This window comes from Enterobacter cloacae complex sp. ESBL7 (genome assembly GCF_041679625.1).
Classification (GTDB): domain Bacteria; phylum Pseudomonadota; class Gammaproteobacteria; order Enterobacterales; family Enterobacteriaceae; genus Enterobacter; species Enterobacter asburiae_B.
The window spans coordinates 40923-56190 of the sequence record NZ_JBGORN010000012.1 but is presented as its reverse complement, the minus strand read 5'-3'; the positions used below and the strand labels follow the sequence as shown (position 1 = coordinate 56190).

The window sequence follows — 15268 nt, the reverse complement described above, 5'->3', positions numbered from 1 at the left end:
GCACAAAGGGTTAAATTGCGATGGCTGCCACAGTGCGGGGTTATCGGGCTATCCATTTTGGATAAGGCTCGCTATAACCCTGAGTTGCAGGTCTATGCAGTGCCATTAACGATGACTGAGTGATGATGAAAAATGTTCTGATAAAGCTGACGACGTTCAGCGGGGTAGTTTTACTTTGCGGGTGTTCGAGCGTGATGTCTCACACCGGCGGTAAAGAAGGAACATATCCGGGGACGCGCGCCAGCGCGGCGATGCTCTCCGATGACGATACAAACTGGGGCACCAAATCCCTGGTTATCCTGGATATGCCGTTTACGGCCGTGGCGGATACGCTTCTGCTGCCGTGGGATATGTTTCGTAAGGACAACTCCGTACGCTCGCGGGTAGAGAAAAGCGAGCAGGAAAATCTGGCAACAAACGCCGTCATTCCGCCCGCTGACATGCCTCCACGCTAGTACTGCGCGGTTTCCGTTACCCAAAGCTGACGGAAACCGGCTGTCTCCTCCATCCACGCAATAACGCGCCCGTCCGGGGAAAACACGACCGCATCAGCAGACGGTGGGTTGCCATGATCGGACGTCAAAAACGTCACATCTCCGGTCCGTGCGTCGCAGCAGGCGATCCGATTTTCGAGCACAAACCCCAGACTGCCGCCCGCAGGATGCCAGTTAAATGCTGACTGAATATCGCTCCCGGTACGCGTCAACTGGCGCGGCTCGCCGCCCGCAGGAGAGATCAGCCACAGCTGCACAATGCCGTTATCATCCCGCATCAGAAACGCAATCTGCGTCCCCTGCGGGTTGCTGCGAACCCAGTGACGCGGCACGTTCACCAGGCCCGGGTACGCCCTCTGATGCGTAAAGGTCAAACGACGCTGGTTCACACCCGCAGGCGGCGCTGGCAGGGTCTCCGTCGTGCCCTGTAGCGGCGCATCGCCCGCACGCTTCCAGCCCTGCTCGTCTTTCGGCAGGTCGACGATAAACAGTTCGGGGACTTTTTCGCCCTGCGCAGAGAGGGTATCGCCGATAAACGCCAGTCTGCCGTTGCCCACCCAACCCTCTTCGTAAGCGCGGTTGATTTCATCGCTGCCCGGCCGTGGGTTAGGCGTCGTGCGGCTAACCAGCACGCTCCAGAAGGTTCCCGAATATTCACGGGGATGGTTCCCCTGCGGGTTCACCGGGCCATAAGGCGCAGCCACGCCGACGTTGCGTAAATCGAGTTTAGGATCGCGCTCGTGCAGGACATGGTCGTTATAGGTAAAGCTGACGAGCTGCCCGTTCGGGCTGAAGACATGGACGTGGCTACCCCCGCGCAGCGCGCCTGCGGTGTAAGGCGCGGTGATATCCATCGCGTCCAGGTTGCTCACCTGACCGTTTTGCGCAATCACTCCCTGGCGATGATGAAAATCGTAGCGCCAGTCGGCATCCGGGTTTTTCGGGCCGTGGATAAAGACATATTTATCTTCTGCAGGATGAACGGTCACCACGCCGACATGCGCGCCGTCAGTGGCGCGATATACCACCTCTACCTCACCCGTCGCGACATTGACCCGCTCGATGGTTTCACCGGTGAACGACGCACCGGACGGGCGCACGTCGTAGACCAGCCACTGGCTGTCCGGCGTCCAGGTATTGATGTTGGTCAGCTGGTGGTTGCGGGAAGCGAAGGTGATTTGTTTCATGAGGATACCCTGATGCGCAGTTATCGCATCAGGGTATCGCAAGCGGGTTTTTAGTTCAGCACAAACTTCTCGATGGCATAAGCCACGCCGTCTTCGAGGTTGGATTTGGTCACGAAGTTAGCCACTTCTTTAACCGATGGGATCGCGTTATCCATCGCCACGCCCATACCGGCGAATTCAATCATCGCGATGTCATTTTCCTGGTCGCCCAGCGCCATGATCTCGTCCTGTTTAATGCCCAGCGCATCGGCCAGTGATTTGACACCGGTGCCTTTATTGACGCGTTTATCGAGGATTTCGAGGAAGTACGGTGCACTTTTCAGCACGGTGTACTTCTCTTTTACCTCCGCCGGAATGCGCGCAATCGCTTTATCCAGGATCTCCGGCTCGTCGATCATCATCACTTTCAGGAACTGCGTCGCCGGGTCCATTTTCTCCGCTTCACAGAACACCAGCGGAATGGTCGCAACGTAGGATTCATGTACCGTGTAGTAGCTGATATCGCGGTTGGCGGTATAGAGCGTATTGCGATCGAGCGCGTGGAAGTGGGAACCCACTTCACGGGACAGTTTTTCCAGGAACAGATAGTCATCGTAGCTCAGCGCGGTTTGCGCAACCGTACTGCCATCTGCAGCTTTTTGCACCAGCGCGCCGTTATAGGTGATGCAGTAGTCGCCCGGCTGATTCATGTGCAGCTCTTTCAGGTAGCTGTGTACGCCCGCATACGGACGCCCCGTGGTCAGGACCACATTCACGCCCTTAGCGCGCGCCGCGGCGATCGCGTTTTTAACGGCTGGAGAGATGGTGTGGTCTGGCAGCAGCAGCGTGCCGTCCATGTCGATTGCAATGAGTTTGATAGCCATGAGTTCCCCGGAATAAATGAGTGCTGCCTCATGCTAACGCGATTAAGCACACAAAAATAGAGCTATATTGCGCAACAGGAATGCCCCTTTTACGCTTATTCCGGGGAACGAAGGCTTACTCGCGGGTGAGCATAATTTTACCGAACGCGCCGCGATCCAGATGTTCAAACGCCTGTTCAAGCTCGTTAAAACGGTAGCGATGCTCAATCACCGGCTTCAGCCCCGTGACGTCAACAGCGCGGACAAAATCTTCCAGCGCCCGGCGATGCCCCACGCCAATCCCCTGAATGACGGGGGATTTCAGCAGCAGTTCGCCAGCAGAGAGGGTAATCTCCGTCCCGGCGAGCACGCCAATGACGGAGATACGTCCGTGAACGGCAACGGCGCGCAGGGAATGCTTCAGATTCTCTCCACCGACGGTTTCAATAATATGGTCGATACCGCGATCCTGCGTGAGCGCCAGCGTATTTTCAGCCCAGTCGCCTTTCAGCCGGTTGATGCCGTGGCTGGCCCCCAGCGTTTTGGCCAGCGCCAGTTTCTCATCGCTCCCCGAGGTGACAAACACCTCCGCGCCGTGCGCTTTTGCAATCTGAAGGGCGAATATCGCCACGCCGCCCGTGCCCTGCACCAGCACCGATTGCCCGGCGCGGAGCTGGCCGCGCTCCACCAGCGCAAACCAGGCGGTAAGCCCTGCGCAAGGTAAGGTGCTGGCCTCGGCGTCATCCAGGGTCTCCGGAGAGGCCACCAGCGCGTCTTCCTTCACAATCACATACTCGGACAGCATGCCCTGGAAGTATCCGCCGGACGTTTTATAGGGCAGATTGCGCGCGTCCGCCTGCGGCTTACCGTCGATCCACTCCGGGAAGAAGGTTGAGATGACGCGCGCGCCGGGCTGGAAGCGCGTAACGCCTTCACCAATGCTGTCCACCACGCCCGCCATGTCAGACGCCGGGGTAAACGGGAAGGAAAGCGGGATCGGCATTGTGCCTTCAACAACCATTTTATCGCGATAGTTAAGCGCAACGGCATTCACCCTTACGCGCACTTCACCCGGGCCAGGCTGTGGAACGGGCGCCTGAGTCAGCTGGAGGTTCTCGCGCCCGAGGGCATCCATGGACCAGCGTTGCATTGTCTCTGTCATTTTATTTCTCCTGCCATCAGATGAGCTTTAGTCCTGACAGTCTACCGTTGACTAATGGTCGCCAGTGGCGATAAGTTTTCTCTTTATTGACGCCAGAATAGATACAATCCATGACCGATACGCTGAAGGATATTCCTGTTTTCGTGGCCGCCGTTGAGGCGGGAAGTTTCGCGCAGGCCGCGATTCGCCTGCATTTGTCACGTTCGGCGGTCGGAAAAAGCATCGCTCGCCTCGAACAGCGGCTGGGGGTACGTCTTTTTCAGCGCACCACCCGCAGCCAGAGTCTGACCGATAACGGCGCCCTTTTTTATGAACGCTGTCTGCGCGCGCTGGAGGAGATTCGGGGTGCGGAATCGCTGCTTGAAACGGGGAAACAGCAGGTCAGCGGCCGCCTGCGCGTTTCCATGCCGGTGCTGTTTGGTCGCCAGTGCGTCGCCCCCTTGCTGATAGCGCTGGCGCAGGAACACCCCGGGCTTGAACTGGAAATGTCATTCAGCGACCGCGTGGTGGATCTGGTTGAGGAGGGGTTTGATATGGCGGTGCGTAACGGCACGCTTCAGGACAGCAGCGTGCTGGTCGCCAGAAAGCTGGGAGAACACCGCATGGTGCTGTGCGCCGCGCCGGAGTATCTGCTGAAGAAAGGCCAGCCACAAAGCGTTAATGATTTATCCCAGCATACGGCCATCAACTATTTGAGCGCAGGCAGAGTGTTGTCCTGGCAGCTGATGGATAACGAAGGAATGTCGCACACCTTTACACCCCGATCGTCGCTCAATATGGATGATTTGCAGGCGATCTGCGACGCCGCGCTGGCCGGACACGGCATTGCATGGCTGCCCTGCTGGATGGTCGTCAAAGATATTCACCAGGGTAAACTCGTCCCGCTCCTGAAGCAGGCACCGGATGTGCATTTCAACGTTCATGCGGTGTGGCAGCAGACGCCGCATCTGCCGCTGAGGGTAAGAATAGCGATAGATACGCTGGCGAGCCGTTTACCGGCAGCGATGTCACTGGACCTTCCAGCGCCCATAAAAAAGCCGCGCTAAAAGCGCGGCCAGTTATCGTGCGGTATAACGACGATTAAATATCGATATTTGCCGCTTTCAGGGCGTTCTCTTCGATGAAGGCACGACGTGGTTCAACCGCATCGCCCATCAGGGTCGTGAACAGCTGGTCCGCGGCAATCGCGTCCTTAACGGTCACGCGCAGCATGCGGCGGCTTTCCGGATCCATGGTGGTTTCCCACAGCTGGTCCGGGTTCATTTCGCCCAGACCTTTATAGCGCTGGATCGCAAGACCACGACGAGACTCTTTCACCAGCCAGTCCAGCGCCTGCTCGAAGCTGGCTACCGGCTGACGACGTTCGCCACGCTCGATGAACGCATCGTCTTCGATCAGGCCGCGCAGCGTCTCGCCGAGCGTGCAGATACGACGGTATTCCGGACCGGTCACAAACTCGTGCTCCAGCGGATAGTCGGTGTCAACGCCGTGGGTACGCACGCGAATAATAGGCTCGAACTGCTTATCGGCGTTCTGCTGGATATCGCATTTCCACATGCTGCCGTGCTGCTCTTTTTCGTTCAGATCGGTCACCAGGGCATTCACCCAGCGGGTCACGGTCTGCTCGTCGCTCAGATCGGCTTCGGTCAGGGTCGGCTGATAAACCAGCTCCTTCAGCAGCGTTTTCGGATAGCGGCGTTCCATACGCGTAATCATTTTCTGCGTGGCGTTGAACTCGGACACCAGACGCTCCAGCGGCTCGCCGGCCAGTGCAGGGGCGTGCGAGTTCGCGTGCAGGGTCGCGCCATCAAGGGCGATCGCGATTTGGTACTGATCCATCGCTTCGTCGTCTTTAATGTACTGTTCCTGCTTGCCTTTCTTCACCTTGTACAGCGGCGGCTGTGCAATATAGACGTGACCACGCTCAACGATTTCAGGCATCTGACGATAGAAGAAGGTCAACAGCAGCGTACGAATGTGCGAGCCGTCGACGTCCGCATCGGTCATGATGATGATGCTGTGATAGCGCAGTTTGTCCGGGTTGTACTCATCACGGCCGATGCCGCAGCCCAGCGCGGTGATGAGCGTCGCCACTTCCTGAGAAGAGAGCATCTTGTCGAAACGGGCTTTCTCAACGTTGAGGATTTTACCCTTCAGCGGCAGGATAGCCTGGTTCTTACGGTTACGGCCCTGCTTCGCAGAACCGCCCGCGGAGTCCCCTTCCACGAGGTACAGTTCGGACAGCGCCGGGTCACGTTCCTGGCAGTCAGCCAGTTTGCCCGGCAGGCCTGCTAAGTCCAGCGCGCCTTTACGACGGGTCATTTCACGGGCCTTACGCGCCGCTTCACGGGCACGCGCCGCATCGATAATTTTGCCCACCACGATTTTCGCGTCGGACGGGTTTTCCAGCAGGTATTCGCTCAGCAGTTCGTTCATCTGCTGTTCAACCGCCGATTTCACCTCGGAAGAGACCAGCTTGTCTTTGGTCTGGGAGGAGAACTTCGGATCCGGCACCTTCACGGAGACAACGGCAATCAGGCCTTCACGGGCGTCATCACCGGTGGCGCTGACTTTCGCTTTCTTGCTGTAGCCTTCTTTGTCCATGTAGGCGTTCAGGGTACGGGTCATCGCCGCACGGAAGCCTGCAAGGTGCGTACCGCCGTCACGCTGTGGAATGTTGTTGGTGAAGCAGTAGATGTTTTCCTGGAAACCGTCGTTCCACTGCAGCGCCACTTCCACGCCGATACCGTCTTTTTCGGTGGAGAAATAGAAGATATTCGGGTGAATTGGCGTTTTGTTCTTGTTCAGATACTCAACGAACGCCTTGATACCGCCTTCGTAGTGGAAGTGGTCTTCTTTGCCGTCACGCTTGTCGCGCAGGCGAATAGAGACGCCGGAGTTCAGGAACGACAGTTCACGCAGGCGTTTCGCCAGGATGTCGTACTCGAATTCGGTGACGTTGGTGAAGGTTTCATGGCTCGGCCAGAAACGCACCATGGTACCGGTTTTGTCGGTATCGCCGGTAACGGCCAGCGGTGCCTGCGGCACGCCGTGCGTATAGAGCTGACGGTGAATTTTGCCTTCTCGCTGGATAACCAGCTCCAGCTTCTGCGACAGGGCGTTAACCACGGAGACGCCTACGCCGTGCAGGCCGCCGGAAACTTTATAGGAGTTATCGTCAAACTTACCGCCTGCGTGCAGCACGGTCATGATCACTTCCGCGGCAGAGACGCCCTCTTCCGGGTGAATACCGGTTGGGATGCCACGACCATCATCGGTGACGGAGACGGAGTTGTCCGCATGGATGGTGACCACGATGTCTTTACAGTGACCCGCGAGCGCTTCGTCGATAGCGTTATCTACCACCTCGAATACCATGTGGTGCAGACCGGTGCCGTCATCCGTGTCGCCGATATACATACCCGGGCGCTTACGCACCGCATCCAGCCCTTTCAGGACTTTGATACTGGAGGAGTCATAAGAATTCGACATCAACGTTTCTCGCTCATTTCAACTTGGGTTAATCCGTTATTTTACCCTTTTCCACGGTAAACATCTTCGAATTTTCGTCCGACATGTCTATAACGTGTTCAGCGCTAATGGCGCTGACGAAAACCTGCGACTGCGTGGCTTTTAAGCGGCTGGCAAGCAGCCCGCGCCGCGCGTCGTCAAGTTCCGAGGCAAAATCATCTATCAGGTACAGGCAGCGTCTTCCGCTCTCGCGGGTGAGAAACTCCCCCTGTGCCAGGCGCAGCGCGCACATCAGGAGCTTGAGCTGCCCGCGCGACAGCGTGTCTTCCACCGGTGCACCGTCGGCACGAATGCGGAAATCCGCCTTGTGCGGGCCGTGCGCGGTGTAGGTCAACATGCGGTCGCGCTCGAAGCTTCTCTCTAACACCTCGGCATAATCCGTCTCTTTCTCCCAGCCGCGCTGGAAAGAGAAGGTGAGAGAGAACTCGGGTAAAAACTGTTTGCAGGTGTCGGCCATGTCTTCGGCGATACCTGCGCTGTATTCGGCACGCCAGTTGCTGATTTGTTCCGCGAGAGGGATTAACTCCATGTCCCACGGACGCAGCTGGGCGTAACGGGTAACCTGGCGCAGGGCAGCGTTACGCTGCTTGAGCAGACGCTTCAGGTTGCTCCAGGCGTTAAAGAAACCGGCTTCGTTGTGAAAGCATCCCCAGTCGAGGAATGCTCTTCTGTATTTGGGGCCGCCGTTGAGTAAAGTAAACCCCTCCGGCGTAATCAGCTGCATTGGCATCAGCAGCGCCAGCTCCGCCACTTTATGGCCGTCGGTGCCGTCGATGCGCACCTTGCTGTCGCCCTGCTTGTCTTTGGTCAGGCCGATCGCGGTTTCCCGCTCCGCCCCCTGCAAACGCCCGTGCAGAACAAAGGATTCCTGCTCGTGGCGAATGACGCGACCAATCTGCAAACTGCGAAACGCCCGACCGTGGCCGAGCGTATAGATGGCCTCAAGCACGCTGGTTTTGCCGCTGCCGTTTGCGCCAACCAGGAAGTTAAAGCCAGGGGATAAAGCGAGATCCGCGCTTTCGATATTGCGAAAGTCGCGGATCAACAGACGGGTGAGCGACATTACAGTCTCATTGGCATGACAACATAAGCAGCCGACTGTGATGCGGCATCTTCAATCTGTACGCTTGAAACGGAGTCGGTCAGCAGAATGCGCACGTTTTCGCATTTCAGCGCATTCAGCACATCCAGCACATAGCTGACGTTAAAGCCGATTTCCATCTCGGTTCCGGCGTAGGTGACGTCCAGAATCTCTTCTGCCTCTTCCTGCTCCGGGTTGTTAGCGGTGATTTTGATCTGGTTTTCACTCACGTACAGGCGCACGCCGCGGAATTTCTCGTTGGAGAGAATGGCCGCACGGGCAAAGGCCTGCTTGAGGCTATCGCAGCCCGCTTCCAGCGTTTTGTCCGGATTCTTCGGCAATACGCGGCGATAATCCGGGAAACGACCGTCAACCAGCTTAGACGTGAAGACAAAATCGCCCACGTGTGCGCGGATGTTGTTGCTGCCGATCTGCACGCGCAGCGGCGTGTCGCCGCCGTCGAGCATACGCATCAGCTCAATCACCCCTTTACGCGGCACGATCACCGAATGGTTTGGCAGCGCGTCGCCAATCGGCATAGAACAGACCGCCAGACGGTGGCCGTCGGTGGCTACGGTACGCAGCTCTTCACCTTCGGTTTCGAACAGCATGCCGTTTAAGTAGTAACGGACGTCCTGATGCGCCATGGAGAACTGCGTGGCTTCAATCAGACGCTTCATCGTCGCCTGCGGCAGGGTGAATTCAACTTCGCTCTGCCAGTCGTCCAGGTTCGGGAAGTCCGCAGCAGGCAGCGTGGAGAGCGAGAAACGGCTGCGGCCAGAGCGCACCAGCATACGGTCGCCTTCCAGCTGCACGGCGATTTCAGCGCCTTCCGGCAGCCCGCGGCAGATATCAAAGAATTTACGTGCCGGAACCGTGGTCGCGCCCGCGTCGTGCGGCTGCGTCAGCGTAACGCGCGCGATCATTTCCATTTCCAGATCTGTACCGGTCAGCGACAGCGTACCGTCCGCGACCTGAAGCAGCAGGTTTCCGAGAATAGGCAGCGTTGGGCGGCCACCTAATGGGCCACTCACCTGTTGCAGCGGTTTTAATAAATGTTCACGTTCAACGGTAAATTTCATAGCGTCACGATGATAATGTTCTGATTAAATTGGAAAAATCTTCTTTTATGTCGTGGCTTTCTTCGCGTAACTGCTCAATCTTGCGACAAGCGTGCAGCACGGTCGTATGGTCACGGCCACCAAACGCATCCCCGATTTCCGGCAGACTGTGGTTGGTTAACTCCTTTGCCAGCGCCATCGCCATCTGACGCGGACGCGCCACCGAGCGGGAACGACGTTTAGACAGTAAATCTGCCACTTTGATCTTGTAGTACTCAGCCACCGTCTTTTGAATATTGTCGATAGTGACCAGTTTTTCCTGTAATGCCAGCAAATCGCGCAGCGCTTCACGCACAAAATCGATGGTGATCGCACGACCGGTAAAGTTGGCATTGGCGATAACGCGGTTCAGCGCCCCTTCCAGCTCACGCACGTTGGAGCGCAGACGCTTGGCAATGAAGAACGCCACTTCGCCCGGCAGGCGAATGTCGTTTTCATCGGCTTTCTTCATCAGGATCGCGACGCGGGTTTCCAGCTCCGGTGGCTCGATCGCCACGGTCAGGCCCCAGCCGAAGCGGGATTTCAGACGATCTTCAACGCCGTTGATCTCTTTTGGATAACGATCCGAGGTCAAAATGATCTGCTGATTGCCTTCCAGCAGGGCATTGAAGGTGTGGAAAAACTCTTCCTGCGATCGTTCTTTATTCGCAAAGAACTGGATGTCATCGATGAGCAGCGCGTCAACGGAACGATAGTAGCGTTTAAACTCTTCGATCGCATTGTTTTGCAGGGCTTTTACCATGTCCTGAACGAAGCGCTCGGAGTGCATATACACCACTTTGGCATTGGGCTTGCGCGCCATAATGCCGTTACCCACTGCATGCAGCAGGTGCGTTTTACCCAGACCCGTGCCGCCGTAAAGGAACAGCGGGTTGTAGGCCCCACCGGGATTATCAGCAACCTGACGAGCCGCCGCGCGCGCCAGCTGGTTCGACTTACCTTCAACGAAGTTATCGAACGTGTGTTTCACGTTAACGTTAGAGCGGTAGGTTGGCTCAGCCGGTGCGGGGACATTATCCCAGCCCTGACGAGCGGGTGCGACGCGAGGGGCCGGAGCAGGCGCGGCCTGAGCGGGCGCTGCTACGTTCACGGTTTCACGGACGGTTTGGGTGACCGGCTTTGTGCCCACTTCAAAGCGCAGCTGCGGAGCATCTGACCCGCAGAAATCGTTCAGCAGTCCATTGATGTTATTAAGGTACTTATCCCTTACCCAATCGAGCACAAAACGGTTTGGCGCATACAAAGCCAGCGTGTTATCGCTCAGTTCCGCCTGCAACGGGCGGATCCACATACTGAATTCTGTGGCTGGTAACTCATCCTGCAATCGGGCAAGACACTGCTGCCAAAGCGAAAGTGACACGGCGGACTCCACTCGAACAATAAAAGAAAACTATTGAATATTCATGATTGTTGGCGCACATCGACATGACCCAATGAGGGTGATGTGCGAACCGCTATCTGCGGTTATACCCGGCCAGGATCGCTGGATCCCGATCGGGACCGCGGATCATAGCCTAAACTGAGCCAGAGATCTTCTGTTTCTCACAGTTTCTTCCCGATTTATCCACAGGAAGATCCGGAACCGGATAAGTGTAAACGATCCTGGCGCCAGTGCCCCACGATTTAGTCCGCATATTGGAAAAATTAATGAGCACAGACAATTTATTGCTGAAATGATCTAACGAAGATCCGGGACGATCCTTGCGCTTTGTTGGCGAGGCCGTATAATCCTCGACCCGGCGCGTGATGCTCATCTTCCTGCGTCGTCCGTTGCTCATTTTCCACGCGAAAACGTGCGGAAATACGCGGGAAATAAGGAAAGAGAATTGACTCCGGAGTGTACAATTATTACAATCCGGCCTCTTTAATCACCCACGCTGAGGCGTTAGTCGTTCGAAACTCGTTCGGGTATACGCAAAAGTCAGTGAATTTATTCAAGTTTAGGTAGAAATCGCCATGAAACGCACTTTTCAACCGTCTGTACTGAAGCGCAACCGTTCTCACGGCTTCCGTGCTCGTATGGCTACTAAAAATGGTCGTCAGGTTCTGGCACGTCGTCGTGCTAAAGGCCGCGCTCGTCTGACCGTTTCCAAGTAATAAAGCTAACCCCTGAGTGGTTAAGCTAGCATTTCCCAGGGAGTTACGTTTGTTAACTCCCGCTCATTTCACTTTCGTCTTCCAGCAGCCACTACGGGCTGGCACGCCGCAAATCACCATCCTCGGCCGCCAAAATTCGCTGGGGCATCCCCGCATCGGTCTCACAGTCGCCAAGAAAAATGTTAAGCGTGCGCATGAACGCAATCGGATTAAACGTCTGACGCGTGAAAGCTTCCGTTTACGTCAGCACGAACTGCCTTCAATGGATTTCGTGGTGGTGGCGAAGAAAGGGGTTGCCGACCTCGATAACCGTGCTCTCTCGGAAGCGTTGGAAAAATTATGGCGCCGCCACTGTCGCCTGGCTCACGGGTCCTGATAGCCCTCATTCGGGTCTATCAACGCCTGATTAGTCCGCTACTCGGGCCGCACTGCCGTTTCACACCAACATGCTCAAGCTACGGAATTGAGGCATTGCGCAGGTTTGGAGTGATAAAAGGCAGTTGGTTGACGGTGAAACGCGTATTAAAATGCCACCCTTTACACCCCGGTGGAGACGACCCCGTCCCCCCAGGACCCTTTGATACCAGAGAACACTAACGATGGATTCGCAACGCAATCTTCTTATCATCGCTTTGTTGTTCGTGTCTTTCATGATCTGGCAGGCATGGGAGCAGGATAAAAATCCTCAACCCCAGCAGCAGACCACGCAGACTACGACCACCGCAGCGGGTAGCGCCGCCGACCAGGGCGTACCGGCCAGTGGCCAGGGGAAACAGATTACGGTTAAGACCGATGTGCTTGAGCTGACAATCAACACCCGTGGTGGTGATGTTGAGCAGGCGCTGCTGTTGACCTACCCGAAAGAGCTGAAGTCTAACGAACCGTTCCAGTTACTGGAAACCACGCCTGAGTTTATCTACCAGGCGCAGAGCGGCCTGACCGGTCGTGATGGCCCGGATAACCCGGCTAACGGTGCGCGTCCACTGTATAACGTCGAGAGCGACACCTTTGTACTGGCTGATGGTCAGAACGAACTCGCGATCCCGATGACGTACACCGACGCCGCAGGCAACACCTTCACTAAAACCTTCACCCTGAAACGCGGTGAATATGCGGTGAACGTGGGCTACAGCGTACAGAACGCCAGTGCGAAACCACTGGAACTGTCGACCTTTGGCCAGCTGAAGCAGTCCATCAATCTGCCGTCTCACCGTGACACCGGAAGCAGCAACTTTGCGCTGCATACCTTCCGTGGCGCGGCGTACTCCACGCCAGACGCTAAGTATGAGAAATACAAATTCGACACCATTGCCGATAACGAAAACCTGAACGTCAGCGCTAAAGGCGGTTGGGTGGCAATGCTGCAGCAGTATTTCGCTACTGCGTGGGTGCCAAATAACGACGGTACCAACAACTTCTATACCGCGAATCTGGGTAACGGTCTTGCAGCCATCGGCTACAAATCCCAGCCGGTTCTGGTTCAGCCGGGTCAAACCGGTAAGATGGCAAGCACCCTGTGGGTCGGCCCGGAAATTCAGGACAAAATGGCCGCTGTTGCGCCGCACCTGGATCTGACCGTCGATTACGGCTGGTTGTGGTTCATCTCTCAGCCGCTGTTTAAGCTGCTGAAGTTCATCCACAGCTTCCTGGGTAACTGGGGCTTCTCCATCATCGTTATTACCTTCATCGTTCGTGGCATCATGTACCCGCTGACTAAAGCGCAGTACACCTCCATGGCGAAGATGCGTATGCTGCAGCCGAAAATTGCGGCGATGCGTGAGCGTCTGGGCGATGACAAACAGCGTCAGAGCCAGGAAATGATGGCCCTGTATAAAGCAGAGAAAGTAAACCCACTGGGTGGTTGCTTCCCGCTGCTGATTCAGATGCCAATCTTCCTTGCGCTGTACTACATGCTGATGGGTTCCGTTGAGCTGCGCCACGCGCCGTTCGCACTGTGGATCCATGACCTGTCCGCACAGGACCCGTACTACATCCTGCCGATCCTGATGGGCGTGACGATGTTCTTCATCCAGAAGATGTCGCCGACCACCGTGACCGACCCGATGCAGCAGAAGATCATGACCTTTATGCCGGTCATCTTCACCGTGTTCTTCCTGTGGTTCCCGTCAGGTCTGGTGCTGTACTATATCGTCAGCAACCTGGTGACCATCATCCAGCAGCAGCTGATTTACCGTGGTCTGGAAAAACGTGGCCTGCATAGCCGCGAAAAGAAAAAGTCCTGATTCGGTAAGTTAACGCTAAAATAAGGGCGGTCGATTGACCGCCTTTTTTATTTGTATTGAACGAGACCAACCATGAGCCATAACGACACTATCGTCGCCCAGGCAACCCCACCGGGACGCGGTGGTGTAGGCATTCTGCGTATCTCCGGCCTGAAGGCGCGCGAGGTGGCCGAAGCGGTGCTGGGTAAACTGCCAAAGCCGCGCTACGCTGATTACCTGCCGTTTAAAGATACCGACGGCACGCCGCTGGACCAGGGCATTGCGCTGTGGTTCCCCGGCCCGAACTCTTTCACCGGCGAAGACGTGCTGGAGCTGCAGGGCCACGGCGGCCCGGTTATCCTCGACCTGCTGTTAAAACGTATCCTGACCCTGCCTGGCCTGCGCATTGCGAAGCCGGGCGAGTTCTCCGAGCGTGCCTTCCTCAACGACAAGCTCGACCTGGCGCAGGCAGAAGCGATTGCAGACCTGATCGACGCCAGTTCTGAACAGGCGGCCCGCTCCGCTCTGAACTCGCTGCAGGGGGCATTCTCCGCCCGCGTAAATCACCTTGTGGAAGCACTTACTCACCTGCGGATCTACGTGGAAGCGGCTATCGACTTCCCGGATGAGGAGATCGACTTCCTCTCTGACGGCAAAATCGAAGCGCAGCTCAACCAGGTAATGAACGATCTCGACGCCGTGCGCGCCGAAGCGCGCCAGGGCAGCCTGCTGCGGGAAGGGATGAAGGTGGTGATTGCCGGACGTCCTAACGCCGGGAAATCGAGCCTGCTGAACGCCCTGGCGGGCCGTGAAGCGGCAATCGTCACCGATATTGCCGGCACCACCCGCGACGTGCTCCGCGAGCACATCCACATCGACGGCATGCCGCTGCACATCATTGATACCGCCGGCCTGCGCGATGCCAGCGATGAAGTGGAACGCATCGGTATCGAACGCGCCTGGCAGGAGATCGAGCAGGCTGACCGCGTGCTGTTTATGGTGGACGGCACCACGACCGACGCCGTTGACCCGGCGGACATCTGGCCAGACTTTATCGCCCGTCTGCCGGCGAAACTGCCCATCACCGTGGTGCGTAACAAAGCGGACGTCACCGGCGAAACGCTGGGAATCAGCGATGTGAATGGTCACTCACTGATTCGCCTGTCGGCGCGTACCGGTGAAGGCGTTGACGACCTGCGTAACCATCTCAAGCAGAGCATGGGCTTTGATACCAGCATGGAAGGCGGCTTCCTCGCGCGTCGTCGTCACCTGCAGGCGCTGGAAGAGGCGGCGAACCACCTTGTTCAGGGTAAAGCGCAGCTGATCGGCGCATGGGCGGGCGAACTGCTGGCGGAAGAGCTGCGCCTGGCGCAGCAGAATCTGAGCGAAATCACCGGGGAGTTTACGTCGGACGATCTGCTGGGACGGATCTTCTCAAGCTTCTGTATTGGTAAGTAATTCCCGCTAATCCATGGTGATTTCCTCCCGGGAAATCACCATTGTCCAAATGGCAACTCGCCTAATCCCTTTT

General features: G+C 56.7%; 14 protein-coding genes. 7 read left to right on the top strand and 7 right to left on the bottom strand.

The window, feature by feature from the left end:
• The first annotated feature begins 122 nt into the window (after positions 1–122).
• Positions 123–455, top strand: coding sequence for a YceK/YidQ family lipoprotein (locus ACERY3_RS22740; protein ID WP_039260364.1), 333 nt, complete (start codon positions 123–125; stop codon positions 453–455).
• Here the strand turns inward: ACERY3_RS22740 and ACERY3_RS22735 are convergent.
• From ACERY3_RS22735 to ACERY3_RS22725, 3 genes are all read right to left on the bottom strand, one after another.
• Entirely contained in the window at positions 452–1681 is a 1230-nt protein-coding gene (locus ACERY3_RS22735; protein WP_232939026.1) for a DUF3748 domain-containing protein, read from the bottom strand. The two genes, ACERY3_RS22740 and ACERY3_RS22735, sit on opposite strands and share 4 nt — an antisense overlap.
• Before the next feature lie 50 nt (positions 1682–1731).
• Positions 1732–2544 carry a sugar-phosphatase gene (gene yidA / locus ACERY3_RS22730; RefSeq protein WP_033144353.1) on the bottom strand — a complete coding sequence of 271 codons (813 nt, stop codon included), beginning with the start codon at positions 2542–2544 and terminating at the stop codon, positions 1732–1734.
• Positions 2545–2659: 115 nt separating this feature from the next.
• Positions 2660–3685, bottom strand: a complete 1026-nt coding sequence (locus ACERY3_RS22725; protein ID WP_373226569.1) for an NAD(P)-dependent alcohol dehydrogenase — start codon at positions 3683–3685, stop codon at positions 2660–2662.
• Between the two features lie 110 nt (positions 3686–3795).
• On the opposite strand from ACERY3_RS22725, the gene ACERY3_RS22720 reads away from it, so the two are divergent.
• Positions 3796–4731 carry a LysR family transcriptional regulator gene (locus ACERY3_RS22720; protein ID WP_373226567.1) on the top strand — a complete coding sequence of 312 codons (936 nt, stop codon included), beginning with the start codon at positions 3796–3798 and terminating at the stop codon, positions 4729–4731.
• 34 nt (positions 4732–4765) lie between these two features.
• On the opposite strand, the gene gyrB is transcribed toward ACERY3_RS22720, so the two are convergent.
• From gyrB to dnaA, 4 genes are read right to left on the bottom strand one after another with little or no spacing between them, the layout of a single operon-like run.
• Positions 4766–7177: a DNA topoisomerase (ATP-hydrolyzing) subunit B gene (gene gyrB, locus ACERY3_RS22715; protein WP_023333933.1), complete on the bottom strand. Its 2412-nt coding sequence runs from the start codon at positions 7175–7177 to the stop codon at positions 4766–4768.
• Positions 7178–7205: 28 nt separating this feature from the next.
• Complete coding sequence (gene recF / locus ACERY3_RS22710; RefSeq protein WP_023309805.1) at positions 7206–8279, bottom strand: DNA replication/repair protein RecF; 1074 nt, start codon at positions 8277–8279, stop codon at positions 7206–7208.
• Positions 8279–9379, bottom strand: coding sequence for a DNA polymerase III subunit beta (dnaN, locus tag ACERY3_RS22705; RefSeq protein WP_023309804.1), 1101 nt, complete (start codon positions 9377–9379; stop codon positions 8279–8281). The genes recF and dnaN overlap by 1 nt, the downstream gene beginning before the upstream one ends.
• A 4-nt stretch (positions 9380–9383) precedes the next feature.
• Complete coding sequence (gene dnaA, locus ACERY3_RS22700) at positions 9384–10778, bottom strand: chromosomal replication initiator protein DnaA (RefSeq protein ID WP_010426558.1); 1395 nt, start codon at positions 10776–10778, stop codon at positions 9384–9386.
• A 596-nt stretch (positions 10779–11374) separates the two neighbouring features.
• Between dnaA and rpmH the strand changes: the two genes are divergently transcribed.
• The 5 genes from rpmH to mnmE all read left to right on the top strand — a co-directional run bounded on the left by rpmH (position 11375) and on the right by mnmE (position 15195).
• Positions 11375–11515: a 50S ribosomal protein L34 gene (gene rpmH / locus ACERY3_RS22695; RefSeq protein WP_000831330.1), complete on the top strand. Its 141-nt coding sequence runs from the start codon at positions 11375–11377 to the stop codon at positions 11513–11515.
• 16 nt (positions 11516–11531) lie between these two features.
• On the top strand, positions 11532–11891 hold the full coding sequence (gene rnpA / locus ACERY3_RS22690; protein ID WP_032640303.1) for a ribonuclease P protein component: 360 nt from the start codon (positions 11532–11534) through the stop codon (positions 11889–11891).
• Positions 11855–12112: a membrane protein insertion efficiency factor YidD gene (gene yidD, locus ACERY3_RS22685; RefSeq protein WP_001307474.1), complete on the top strand. Its 258-nt coding sequence runs from the start codon at positions 11855–11857 to the stop codon at positions 12110–12112. Before rnpA ends, yidD begins: the two co-directional genes overlap by 37 nt.
• Before the next feature lie 2 nt (positions 12113–12114).
• Positions 12115–13758 carry a membrane protein insertase YidC gene (gene yidC, locus ACERY3_RS22680; protein WP_064673022.1) on the top strand — a complete coding sequence of 548 codons (1644 nt, stop codon included), beginning with the start codon at positions 12115–12117 and terminating at the stop codon, positions 13756–13758.
• A gap of 72 nt (positions 13759–13830) precedes the next feature.
• On the top strand, positions 13831–15195 hold the full coding sequence (mnmE, locus tag ACERY3_RS22675) for a tRNA uridine-5-carboxymethylaminomethyl(34) synthesis GTPase MnmE (protein WP_032662070.1): 1365 nt from the start codon (positions 13831–13833) through the stop codon (positions 15193–15195).
• Positions 15196–15268: the final 73 nt, after the last annotated feature.

Coding starts and splice junctions, on each gene's coding strand:
- ACERY3_RS22740 (WP_039260364.1), top strand. CDS start 123: ATGATGAAAAATGTTCTGATAAAGCTGACGACGTTCAGCGGGGTAGTT.
- ACERY3_RS22735 (WP_232939026.1), bottom strand. CDS start 1,681: ATGAAACAAATCACCTTCGCTTCCCGCAACCACCAGCTGACCAACATC.
- yidA (WP_033144353.1), bottom strand. CDS start 2,544: ATGGCTATCAAACTCATTGCAATCGACATGGACGGCACGCTGCTGCTG.
- ACERY3_RS22725 (WP_373226569.1), bottom strand. CDS start 3,685: ATGACAGAGACAATGCAACGCTGGTCCATGGATGCCCTCGGGCGCGAG.
- ACERY3_RS22720 (WP_373226567.1), top strand. CDS start 3,796: ATGACCGATACGCTGAAGGATATTCCTGTTTTCGTGGCCGCCGTTGAG.
- gyrB (WP_023333933.1), bottom strand. CDS start 7,177: ATGTCGAATTCTTATGACTCCTCCAGTATCAAAGTCCTGAAAGGGCTG.
- recF (WP_023309805.1), bottom strand. CDS start 8,279: ATGTCGCTCACCCGTCTGTTGATCCGCGACTTTCGCAATATCGAAAGC.
- dnaN (WP_023309804.1), bottom strand. CDS start 9,379: ATGAAATTTACCGTTGAACGTGAACATTTATTAAAACCGCTGCAACAG.
- rpmH (WP_000831330.1), top strand. CDS start 11,375: ATGAAACGCACTTTTCAACCGTCTGTACTGAAGCGCAACCGTTCTCAC.
- yidD (WP_001307474.1), top strand. CDS start 11,855: ATGGCGCCGCCACTGTCGCCTGGCTCACGGGTCCTGATAGCCCTCATT.
- yidC (WP_064673022.1), top strand. CDS start 12,115: ATGGATTCGCAACGCAATCTTCTTATCATCGCTTTGTTGTTCGTGTCT.
- mnmE (WP_032662070.1), top strand. CDS start 13,831: ATGAGCCATAACGACACTATCGTCGCCCAGGCAACCCCACCGGGACGC.